The 341-nt window shown below is 68.9% G+C and carries 1 protein-coding gene; it reads right to left on the reverse strand.

All coding sequences use genetic code 11. From position 1 onward, the window contains the following. Positions 1-95: 95 nt before the first annotated feature. On the reverse strand, positions 96-341 hold a 246-nt coding region (locus tag H7I41_RS15620), incomplete at its 5' end, for a YqgE/AlgH family protein (protein WP_264013518.1).

Consider the following 341-nt stretch of genomic DNA (forward strand, 5'->3'; position numbering starts at 1 on the left):
CGCTCGCCGTGAAGCGGGCGGCGGCTGCGCAGGCTCGTGCGGTTCGTGCTCGCTGACCGGCGCCGACCCGTCGGGCCGCTCCATCTGCGGCTGAGCTAGTTCAGGCTCAGATCGATCGGGTGGGTCGCCAGCAGCGACAGCGGTAGTGGCTGACGCCGCAACACCCGAGCCCACAGATCCACCCTCGGTTCGACGAGGACATCCGAGGGCAACGCCGACAGCACGATCCAATCGTCGCGCTCGATCTCTCCCTCGAGTTGGCCGGTGGTCCACCCCGAGTAGCCAGCGAAGATCCGCACCCCTTCCAACGCGGGTGCCAGCGCGTCGGGATCGGCATCCAG

Source organism: [Mycobacterium] manitobense, from assembly GCF_025821665.1.
Taxonomy (GTDB): domain Bacteria; phylum Actinomycetota; class Actinomycetes; order Mycobacteriales; family Mycobacteriaceae; genus Mycobacterium; species Mycobacterium arseniciresistens.